Raw genomic sequence first — 10,101 nt, 5'->3', positions numbered from 1 at the left:
GGACCTCCGCCAGGGCGATGGGCGGGCGGGCGAGGGTGCCGTCGGCGAAGTTGATGCCGTCAAAGGCCGCGGGGACGGCCTGGGACGACCAGCATCGAGGACGATGGAAAGGGGCATGCGGGGAGCGAAGCCTCCGAGGGGCGCGGCTCGGGATCTACGACGTCCTCATGGACCGGCGAACTTGCCAAGGTCGAGGTCGATGTCGACCTCGAAGCCGATGTCCGTCTTCAACCGCCTCCGGTGGATGCCCGTCGGGACGTACGCCTTGACGGAGGGTTCCAGTTCGAAGGTGTAAACGACGGGCCTGTCGTCCTCCTGCTCCACGCGCCAGAGATACCTGATCCCGGCATCGGAGTATTTGATCGGCTTGGTGGTGCGGTCTCGTTCCAGCGATTCGGGGGACACCACCTCGACCACCAGGTGCACGTCCTCCGGCTTGAACGAGGTGGTTCTCAGGCTCGTCAACGCCGAACTCGCCACCAGCATGATGTCGGGTTCCGGCCGCTGCCGGAGTCCCAGGGTCACGGTCATCTCCCGAACGACGGCAAGATCGTCAGGGGGTGTCAGCTCTCTCTCGAAAAGCCTGAGCATGAGCATGTGGAAGGCGGTCTGCGGAGACATCATGATGAGCGACCCGTCGATCAGTTCGACATGCCGGGGCGCGTCGGGAGGGAGACGATCGAGCATATCGGCGGTCCATCCACCGGCGGGCCCAGGGTAGAACCACTCGGGGAAAGCGGCTGTCATCAGAGAACCTCCTTCGGCGACACCCCGAAACATTACCTGACGGAGTCATCCTGGCACTTTACGTGTCCGACCCGCAGGTCATCGAGAGCCGCCGACCGGCTGTGAGCAGTCGGTCAGCGGAGGTCTTCAGGGAGGGGGCGGTTGATCGTGGTGCGTTTGTAGAGCTCGTCGATCTGGTCCAGCGGGTCGGGGGCCCGGCGGCGGGCCTCGATCTCCAGATCGGTGCGGTCCTGGATCTGGTCGATGCCCCCGGCCGAGTGCGCCATCTGGTCGTTGCGCAGGTCGGCCCTGATCCGGGCGCAGGACGTGGTCAGCTTGGCGTGGTGCTCGCGCAGGCGGCCCAGCGCCGTGTGATCGATGTAGGGCGAGACCCGCCGCTCCTGGGCGTAGTGGGCGAGCTGGGCGTCGAGCTGCTCGGCGTGCGCCGCGATCTCTCCCACCAGCTGAGGCAGATCGCCCAGTCCCCACCCGTCGCGCAGCGCGTGGTCCACCGCCTGACGGGTCAGGGAGATCTCGCGCCGCAGGTCAAGACGCATCCGCTCGGTCTCCGCGGCGTCACCGGTGCCCATCGCGGCCATGTGGGAGGCGACCCGGGTGGAAACGCTCTTGGCCTTCTTCGTGGCCTTCTTGCCGACCTTGACCAGCAGATAGATCCCGACTGCTCCCAGGAGAAGGAAGAACAGCAGGATCACCAGCAGGATCATGAGGAATTCGCCGATCGGAACCACCTCCCCACGGGGGTTGTACGAGATGTTTAGAGCATAGTCCGCGAGCGCGGCCTCATCGCAGGCTCGGGTCGGTCACCCGGCTCCGCCTCCGTCGCCGTATTCTGCGGGTCGCCCACCAGGCGAGCAGTGCCAGCCCCGCCACCACCAGGATGACCAGGACGGGCAGGAAGATCGCCACCAGGCTGATGCCCAGTGCCCCGGCGTCCTCGACGGTGCTGACCACGGGCGCGCCCACCCCGGCCGTGGTGGCGTTCACCACGGGCCTGGCGGTCGTCTTCATGATGTGCACGGCCAGCGCGATCCCGATGCCCAGCACCCAGCTGAGCCAGGGGTTGTGGCTCATCCAGGTCGAGCCTTCCAGCCGGGTCGCGGCCTCGGTGGCGCTGAAGACGACGCCACCGGAGGCCGGGCGGACGACGGTCTGGATCATGTCGTTGACGCTGTCGACCACCGGGACCTTGTCGAACACGAACTCCGCCAGGAGCAGCACGCCGATGATCCCGAGCACCCAGCCGTTGGAGAGCCAGGCGAACTCCTGCGGCAGCCGTATCTGGTCTGTGAAGTTGGCGAGCAGGCCGACCACCAGCAGCGGGATGTAGGCGTTGAGCCCGGCCGCGGTGGAGAGCCCAAGGCCCGTCAGTGCCGCGAGCATCGCACCTCCGTTGTCCTCTCTGCTTCCTTCAACGTTTCACGGTGGCTGATCGATCCCGCTCGGTTCCCTCCCCCGGTATCGCTCCGGTCTCGGTGGCAGCTCCGGTGATCCGGGAGGGTCCCGGGTGACCGGGGAATACCGAAAGAGTCCATCGGGCGTCACCGAGGCCGAGAAATCCACCTGAAACAGTGAAACAGAGGAGCCCGAGAAGAAGGAGAGCAGGGGAGGCCGGGGGAGCCGGTCAGGTGCCGGTGAGGCGGTCGAGGCGCTCGACGGCGGCGGCGAACTCCTCGATCATGTCGTGGACCACCCGGCGGGCCGGTCTGATCTGGTTCATCTGCCCGACGACCTGCCCGACGAAGTAGCCGGCGAGCTCTGCGGCGCCGGGGGAGCCGCTCTCGGCGGCCCTGCCGATCCTGGCCATCGCGCCCTCGGCGAGGAGCATCTGCAGCGGCATCGGCAGCGCGCCCGGACTCTCCGGGGCCCCGTCCCACTCGTCGGTCCAGGCGGATCTCAGCTGCCGGGCGGGCTTGCCGGTCCGCGACCGGGACCGCACGGTGTCGGAGGAGGTGGCGGCCAGCATCTTCTGCTTGACCAGGGGCAGGGTCTCGGCCTCCTCGGTGGTCAGCCAGACCGAACCGCACCACACCCCCTCGGCGCCCAGCGCGAGCGCGGCGGCCATCTGGCGGCCTCCCGCGATGCCGCCGGCCGCCAGCACCGGGACGTCCACCGCGTCCACGACCTGGGGGACGAGCACCATCGTGGAGATCTCGCCGGTGTGGCCGCCCGCCTCGGAGCCCTGGGCCACGATCACGTCGGCTCCGGCGGCGACCTGGCGGCGGGCGTGCTCGACGGTACCGACCAGTGCCGCGACCGGCACCCCGGCCTGCCTGGCCTTGGCCGTCATCTCCGGCGGGGGCGGGCCGAGCGCGCTGGCGATGAGGCCGATCGGGTGCTTGAGCGCCACGTCGATCAGCCCGGTGGCGCCCTCCGCGGTCACCCGGCGGCCCATCTCGCCGGCGCGGTCGGCCGCGCCGTGGGTGAGCGTCTCGGCCCCGCCCACACCGTACTTGCCGAACAGGTGTGCCACGAAGTCCCGGTGCCGCTGGGGGATGTGGTCGGTGAGGCGGGTGCTCCGGTCGCCGGCCGAGGCGTCGATCCTGCCGGGCACGAGCACGTCCACCCCGTACGGGCGGTCGCCGACACGCTCGTCGATCCAGCTCAGCTCGGTGTCGAGTTGCTCGGGGGAGTAGGCGACGGCGCCGAGCACGCCGAACCCGCCCGCGTTGGTCACCGCGGCGACCACGTCGCGGCAGTGGCTGAAGGCGAAGAGCGGGAACTCGACGCCGAATGTCTCACAGATCGCGGTCCGCATGATGTGACCGTAAGTCGCAGAACCTTGTTCGGTCCAGTGTCGTGACCGGGCGTGGAGCCGGGTGGTCGCGATCTCCGTGGCGGAGGGGAGCGTCAGGCGGTGTGGACGGGGCCGGCGGGGGGAGGCGGCACGGCCGGTCCGGCCAGGGCGCCGGTCGGCTCTGCGGTCTCGCCCTCCGGGCCGCCGGAGGTCTCCGGGCCGGGGGCCTCCGCGCCGCCGAGGTGAGGTGGCAGCCAGCCTTCGCCGGGGACGTAGTGGCGTACCACCTTGGCGGGGATGCCCGCGATCACGCTGTGGTCGGGGAACTCCCCGCGCACCACGGCCCCGCCCGCCACCACGCACTGCCTGCCGATCCGGGTGCCCGGCAGGATGATCGCGCCGGTGCCCAGCCACGATCCCGACCCGATGGAGACGGGGTTGTTGCGCGGCCACTGACGGCCGATCGGCATCTCGGGGTCGTCGTAGACGTGGTTCTGGTCGGTGATGTAGACGTACGGGCCGGTGAAGACGTGGTCGCCGATGTCTATCGACTGGTGGCCCACGATGTGGCTGCCCCGGCCGATGGAGCAGCTTCCGCCGATCCGTACGATCGAGTTCGGGCCCAGGTCCACCCCGGGGCCCATGCCCGCGGAGATGGAGACCCGCTCGCCGATCAGGGTGTGGTCGCCGATCTCGATCCAGGCCTCGCCGAAGACGGCCCCGACCGGGAACGACAGGCAGGCGCCCTCGCCGAGGCGCCGGAACCGGTATCCGGCAGGGCTGGCGGGGCTGACGGTGCCGGCCGCGCGGACCGCCGCCCAGAGTCGGTGGATCAGGCTGCCCACAGCACGCCGTACCACCCCACGAAGTGACATAACGGATCAAGTTACTGCTTGGTTAGGTTTGGTAGGAATGCGGGTGGGGGTTGTTCGGGCACTTCGCCGGTACCGTTTGATATTCTGAGAGCCCGTGGACCTGTAGGCCATTCACAAGGGTGTGCCGACTGATCTTCAACGACCACGGGAGCCTTCTTGCGCAGCGCCGCACACACCAAGCATCTGTTCGTCACAGGCGGCGTCGCCTCCAGTTTGGGTAAGGGACTGACGGCGTCAAGCCTCGGGCGTCTTCTCAAGCTGCGCGGCCTGCGGGTCACCATGCAGAAGCTCGACCCCTATCTCAATGTCGACCCCGGCACCATGAATCCGTTCCAGCACGGTGAGGTCTTCGTCACAGACGACGGCGCCGAGACCGACCTCGACGTCGGCCACTACGAGCGGTTCCTCGACACCGAACTGCACGGCTCGGCCAACGTGACCACCGGTCAGGTCTACTCCAACGTCATCGCCAAGGAGCGACGTGGTGAGTATCTCGGTGACACGGTGCAGGTCATCCCGCACATCACCAACGAGATCAAGGACCGTATCCGGTCGATGGCCGGCCCCGACGTGGACGTGGTCATCACCGAGGTCGGCGGCACCGTGGGCGACATCGAGTCGCTGCCCTTCCTGGAGGCCGTCCGCCAGGTCCGCCACGAGGTCGGCCGCGACAACGTGTTCTTCCTGCACGTGTCGCTGCTGCCGTACATCGGGCCGAGCGGAGAGCTGAAGACCAAGCCGACCCAGCACTCGGTCGCCGCGCTGCGCAGCATCGGCATCCAGCCCGACGCGGTGGTCCTGCGCTCCGACCGCCCGGTCACGAACGCGATCAAGCGCAAGATCAGTCTCATGTGCGACGTCGACGAGGACGCGGTCGTCTCCGCCATCGACGCCGCCAGCATCTACGACATCCCCAAGGTGCTGCACGCGGAAGGCCTGGACGCCTACGTGGTGCGCCGCCTCGGCCTGCCCTTCAGGGACGTCGACTGGAAGGAGTGGGAGCAGCTCCTGCGCCGGGTGCACCGCCCGGCCAACGAGGTCACGATCGCGCTCGTCGGCAAGTACATCGACCTGCCCGACGCCTACCTGTCGGTCACCGAGGCGCTGCGCGCGGGCGGTTTCGCCAACGACGCCCGCGTCAACATCCGCTGGGTGAAGAGCGACGACTGCGAGACCCCCGAGGGCGCGGCCCGCGAGCTCGACGGCGTCGACGGCGTCCTGGTCCCGGGCGGCTTCGGGGTGCGCGGCATCGAGGGCAAGGTCGGCGCGATCCGGCACGTCAGGGAGAACAAGATCCCGCTGCTCGGCATCTGCCTCGGCATGCAGTGCATGGTCATCGAGGCGGCCCGCAACCTCGCGGACATCGAGGACGCCGGCAGCACCGAGTTCGACGCGGAGACCACCCACCCGGTCATCTCCACCATGGCCGACCAGCAGGACGTCGTCTCCGGCGAGCGCGACATGGGCGGCACCATGCGGCTGGGCCTCTACCCGGCCAGGCTCGGTGAGGGCACCCTCGCCCGCCAGCTGTACGGCATGGCGAAGGTCGACGAGCGCCACCGCCACCGCTACGAGGTCAACAACTCCTACCGCGAGCAGCTGGAGAAGGTCGGCATGGTCTTCTCGGGTCTCTCACCGGACGGCCGCCTGGTGGAGTACGCCGAGCTGCCCACCGATCTTCACCCCTTCTTCATCGGCACCCAGGCGCACCCGGAGTTCCGCTCCCGGCCGACCCGCGCGCATCCACTGTTCAAGGGCCTGATCGGCGCCGCCCTGACGTACGCGGAAACCCGTGGCACCGTCGCCAAGGCCGGGCGGGGCAAGTGAGCGACACGCGAGGAGGGCGGAGCGAGGACGTCCTGGAGGTCCTGGACGTTCCCGAGGAGTGGAAGGTCACCTCCTCCACCGAGCACTTCCGTGCCCGGGTCATCACCGCCGTCACCGACGCGGTGGTCATGCCGGAGGGCGATGTCGTCAACCGTGACTACGTGGTCCACCCCGGCTCCGTGGCCGTCGTCGCCCTCGACGACCGGGAGCGGGTCCTGATGATCCGCCAGTACCGCCACCCCGTCAGGCGGCTGCTGTGGGAACTGCCCGCGGGGCTGCGCGACGTCCACGGAGAGTCCCTGCAGGCGGGGGCGGCCCGCGAGCTCGCCGAGGAGGCGGGCTACCGGGCGGGCACCTGGCACACCCTCGTCGACGCCTTCATCTCGCCGGGAATGACCGATGAGCGCACCCGGATCTTCCTCGCCAGGGACGTCGCTCCCATTCCCGAGGGGGAGCTGGACTTCGTCCACCGGCACGAGGAGGCCGACATGCCGGTGGTCTGGATTCCCCTGTCCGACGCGGTTCGGCGTGCCATGGCGGGAATGATCCACAATTCCCAAGCCGTGGCCGGTATTCTCGCCGCATACGCCGCTTCGGCGGATGGATTCGCCTCGCTGCGGCCCGCCGACGCACCGGAGGCATGACAGGAGGACACCCTGAGCGAGACGGAGGCCGTCCTCTTGCGCTACCTCGCCCACCTGGCGGGGGAGCGGGGCCTGGCAGCCAACACACTGGCCTCCTACCGCCGTGACCTCCTGCGATACGTGGAGCACCTCAAGCACCGCGGCCGCGTCACTTTCGCCGAGGTCGCCGAGGGCGACGTCGCCGCCTTCGTGGCGGCACTCAGGGAGGGCGACGGGGAGCATCAGGCCCTCGTCGCCGCCTCGGCGGCGCGGGCCGTCTCCGCGGTGCGCGGGCTGCACCGCTTCGCGCTGAGCCAGGGTCTCTGCCGCCATGACCCCGCCCGCGAGGTGCGCCCGCCGCGCCAGCTCAGGCGGCTGCCCAGGGCGATCAGCGTCCGCGACGTGGAGCGACTGATCGCCGCCTCCGGGCCCGACGGCGCCCCTCTCACCCTGCGCAACCGGGCACTGCTCGAATTGCTGTACGGCACCGGCGCGCGTATCTCCGAGGCCGTCGGGCTCACCGTCGACGACGTCGAGTTGGGGGCGGAGGCACAGCGGGTGCGGCTGCGGGGTAAGGGCGGGCGCACCCGGCTGGTGCCTCTGGGCGACTTCGCGGGGGAGGCGCTGGGCGCCTACCTCACCCGTGCCCGCCCCCGCATCGCCTCCCACGGCCGCGGCACCTCGGGGCTCTTTCTCAACGCCAGGGGCGGCCGGCTCACCCGGCAGGGGGCCTGGGAGGTCCTCCAGGGCGCCGCCGAGCGCGGCGGGCTCGAAGGAGTGTCGCCACATATGTTGCGACATTCGTTCGCAACCCACCTCCTTGACGGCGGTGTGGACGTTAGGGTGGTTCAGGAACTACTCGGCCACGCCTCGGTGACCACCACCCAGGTGTACACGCAGGTCACGGTCGACAGGCTCCGGGAGGTCTATGCCGTGGCGCATCCGCGCACGCGGGATTGACCTTTCTTATGTCCGGGCGTGCCGCCTTGCCGCATACGTGTTGACGCCATAGTGTCCGTCCGGACGGTCCGGTTAGAGGCCGTCAGGGAGGTTCGACTGGTGACTGTGACCACCGACGGTTCTATCCGGGGAGCGGCCCCGGCAAACCCCGAGAATCCCTGGGGCGACACCAAGACCGCCGGGACCCCTCGCAGTGGGGGAGTCCTCGGCCCGACCGGGCGTCCCCGCCCCGTTTTCCCCGACCCGCCCCCTCGCACCGTGCACGGACCGGCGAGGGTCGTCGCCATGGTCAACCAGAAGGGCGGCGTCGGCAAGACGACCACCACGATCAACCTGGGCGCCGCGCTGGCGGAGGCCGGGCTCAAGGTTCTGCTGGTCGACTTCGACCCGCAGGGCGCCCTCTCGGTCGGTCTCGGGATCAACCCCCTCCAGCTCGACCTGACGGTCTACAACCTCCTCATGGAGCGGCAGATCACGGCCAGGGACGTGCTGCTGGAGACCGGCGTCGAGGGCATGGACCTGCTGCCCAGCAACATCGACCTGTCGGCCGCCGAGGTCCAGCTCGTCACGGAGGTCGCCCGCGAGCAGGTGCTCGGCCGGGTCATCAAGCCCCTCCTGCCCGAGTACGACGTCTGCCTGATCGACTGCCAGCCCTCCCTGGGGCTGCTCACGATCAACGCGCTGGCCTGCGCGCACGGCGTCATGGTGCCGCTGGAGTGCGAGTTCTTCGCGCTGCGCGGTGTCGCGCTGCTCATGGACACCATCATCAAGGTCCAGGAGCGCATCAACGACGAGCTGGTCATCGAGGGCCTGCTCGCCACCATGTACGACGCGCGCACCCTGCACGGCCGCGAGGTACTGGCCCGGGTCGTCGAGGCGTTCGACGACAAGGTCTACCACACAGTGATCAACCGGACGGTTCGCTTCCCTGACGCGACCGTGGCCGGTGAGCCCATCACCAGCTTCGACTCCTCCTCGCTCGGCGCCAGCGCGTACCGCGAGCTCGCCAGGGAAGTTCTTGCCAGGTGGGCCGCGCTGGAGCGATGATCCCACCTGCCGGTACGGGACAATGGAGGGATGACCGAGCAGCCGAAGACCGCCGATGACACCTTCAAGGTGCATCTGGAGGTCTTCGAAGGCCCTTTCGACCTCCTGCTCGGTCTGATCTCCAAGCACAAGCTGGACATCACCGAGGTCTCGCTCAGCCAGGTCACCGACGAGTTCATCTCCTATATCCGGGCCAGGGGCCCGGAGTGGGACCTGGACCAGACGAGCCATTTCCTGCTCGTCGCGGCGACCCTGCTCGACCTCAAGGCGGCCAGGCTGTTGCCCGCCGGCGAGGTGGACGACGAGGAGGACCTGGCCCTTCTGGAGGCCCGCGACCTGCTCTTCGCCCGCCTCCTGCAGTACCGGGCCTACAAGGAGGTCGTCAAGGTCTTCTCCGCCAGGATGGCCGAGGAGGCGCTGCGCTTCCCGCGTACCGTGCCGATGGAGGCCGAGTTCGCGGGCCTGCTGCCCGAGCTGATCCTCGGCATCGGCCCCGACCGCCTCGCTGAGATCGCCCGGCGGGCCTTCGCCCCCAAGGTGCCCCCGTCGGTTTCCGTGGCCCACATCTACCAACCACTCGCCAATGTCCGGGATCAGGCGGTTATCCTTGTCGAGCGGCTGCGGCGGTTACGCCGGGCGACCTTCCGGGCACTCACCTCCGACTGCGCCGGCACCTTCGAGATCGTCGCCCGTTTCCTGGCGGTCCTGGAGCTCTACCGGGAGGCGGCCGTCTCCTTCGAGCAGATCGAGCCTCTCGGGGAGTTGCACGTGACCTGGACCGGCAGTGACGACGGTGACGTCGCCGTGGCCGACGACTACGACGAGACCCCGAAGAGAGAACCCGCCGATGACTGACGTGGCATCCGAGCCTGATCTGAGCGCCGGTCCCGACCTGCGCGCCGGGCTGGAGGCCATCCTGCTGGTGGTCGACGAGCCCGTCGCCGAGGTGACCCTCGCCCAGGTGCTGGAGCGGCCCGTCCACGAGGTCGGCAGGGTGCTCCGGGAACTCTCGGCGGAATACACCGAGGCCGGGCGGGGTTTCGACCTGAGAGAGGTCGCGGGCGGCTGGCGTTTCTACACGCGGGCCGGGTGCGCCTCACTCGTGGAGCGGTTCGTCCGCGACGGCCAGCAGACGCGTCTGACCCAGGCCGCGCTGGAGACCCTGGCCGTGGTCGCCTACCGGCAGCCGGTGAGCCGGGCCCGGGTGGCGGCCATCCGCGGTGTCATCGGGCTCCGGCTGGTCGCAGGGGTAGTCGTCGAGTTCCCGCCAGAGCGCGGCCAGGTCGGG

The 10,101-nt window shown here is 69.4% G+C and carries 11 protein-coding genes; 6 read left to right on the top strand and 5 right to left on the bottom strand.

Going from position 1 to position 10,101, the window contains the following annotated elements; all coding sequences use genetic code 11:
• Positions 1–165 precede the first annotated feature (165 nt).
• The 5 genes from ABZ260_RS37980 to ABZ260_RS37960 all read right to left on the bottom strand — a co-directional run bounded on the left by ABZ260_RS37980 (position 166) and on the right by ABZ260_RS37960 (position 4,356).
• Complete coding sequence (locus ABZ260_RS37980; RefSeq protein WP_355627151.1) at positions 166–747, bottom strand: Uma2 family endonuclease; 582 nt, start codon at positions 745–747, stop codon at positions 166–168.
• A gap of 113 nt (positions 748–860) precedes the next feature.
• Positions 861–1,475 (bottom strand): hypothetical protein, encoded by a 615-nt coding sequence (locus ABZ260_RS37975; protein ID WP_355627149.1) that lies wholly within the window; start codon positions 1,473–1,475, stop codon positions 861–863.
• A gap of 52 nt (positions 1,476–1,527) precedes the next feature.
• Positions 1,528–2,127, bottom strand: coding sequence for a DUF4126 domain-containing protein (locus ABZ260_RS37970; RefSeq protein ID WP_355627147.1), 600 nt, complete (start codon positions 2,125–2,127; stop codon positions 1,528–1,530).
• A gap of 241 nt (positions 2,128–2,368) precedes the next feature.
• Positions 2,369–3,502 carry a nitronate monooxygenase family protein gene (locus ABZ260_RS37965; protein ID WP_355627145.1) on the bottom strand — a complete coding sequence of 378 codons (1,134 nt, stop codon included), beginning with the start codon at positions 3,500–3,502 and terminating at the stop codon, positions 2,369–2,371.
• Positions 3,503–3,594: 92 nt separating this feature from the next.
• Positions 3,595–4,356, bottom strand: coding sequence for an acyltransferase (locus ABZ260_RS37960; protein WP_355627143.1), 762 nt, complete (start codon positions 4,354–4,356; stop codon positions 3,595–3,597).
• 156 nt (positions 4,357–4,512) lie between these two features.
• On the opposite strand from ABZ260_RS37960, the gene ABZ260_RS37955 reads away from it, so the two are divergent.
• From ABZ260_RS37955 to ABZ260_RS37930, 6 genes are all read left to right on the top strand, one after another.
• Positions 4,513–6,183, top strand: coding sequence for a CTP synthase (locus tag ABZ260_RS37955; RefSeq protein WP_355627141.1), 1,671 nt, complete (start codon positions 4,513–4,515; stop codon positions 6,181–6,183).
• Positions 6,180–6,827: an NUDIX hydrolase gene (locus tag ABZ260_RS37950; protein ID WP_350964022.1), complete on the top strand. Its 648-nt coding sequence runs from the start codon at positions 6,180–6,182 to the stop codon at positions 6,825–6,827. The genes ABZ260_RS37955 and ABZ260_RS37950 overlap by 4 nt, the downstream gene beginning before the upstream one ends.
• 12 nt (positions 6,828–6,839) lie before the next feature.
• On the top strand, positions 6,840–7,766 hold the full coding sequence (locus ABZ260_RS37945) for a tyrosine recombinase (protein ID WP_350922892.1): 927 nt from the start codon (positions 6,840–6,842) through the stop codon (positions 7,764–7,766).
• A 99-nt stretch (positions 7,767–7,865) separates the two neighbouring features.
• Positions 7,866–8,813 (top strand): ParA family protein, encoded by a 948-nt coding sequence (locus ABZ260_RS37940; protein ID WP_326638505.1) that lies wholly within the window; start codon positions 7,866–7,868, stop codon positions 8,811–8,813.
• A gap of 30 nt (positions 8,814–8,843) precedes the next feature.
• Positions 8,844–9,668 (top strand): segregation/condensation protein A, encoded by an 825-nt coding sequence (locus ABZ260_RS37935; protein ID WP_350964019.1) that lies wholly within the window; start codon positions 8,844–8,846, stop codon positions 9,666–9,668.
• Positions 9,661–10,101, top strand: a 441-nt coding sequence (locus ABZ260_RS37930; protein ID WP_355627139.1) for an SMC-Scp complex subunit ScpB, incomplete at its 3' end; no start/stop codon positions are given. The genes ABZ260_RS37935 and ABZ260_RS37930, both read left to right, overlap by 8 nt.

Source organism: Streptosporangium sp. NPDC006013, from assembly GCF_040614275.1.
Taxonomy (GTDB): domain Bacteria; phylum Actinomycetota; class Actinomycetes; order Streptosporangiales; family Streptosporangiaceae; genus Streptosporangium.
This window is presented reverse-complemented; position numbering and strand designations above follow the sequence as displayed.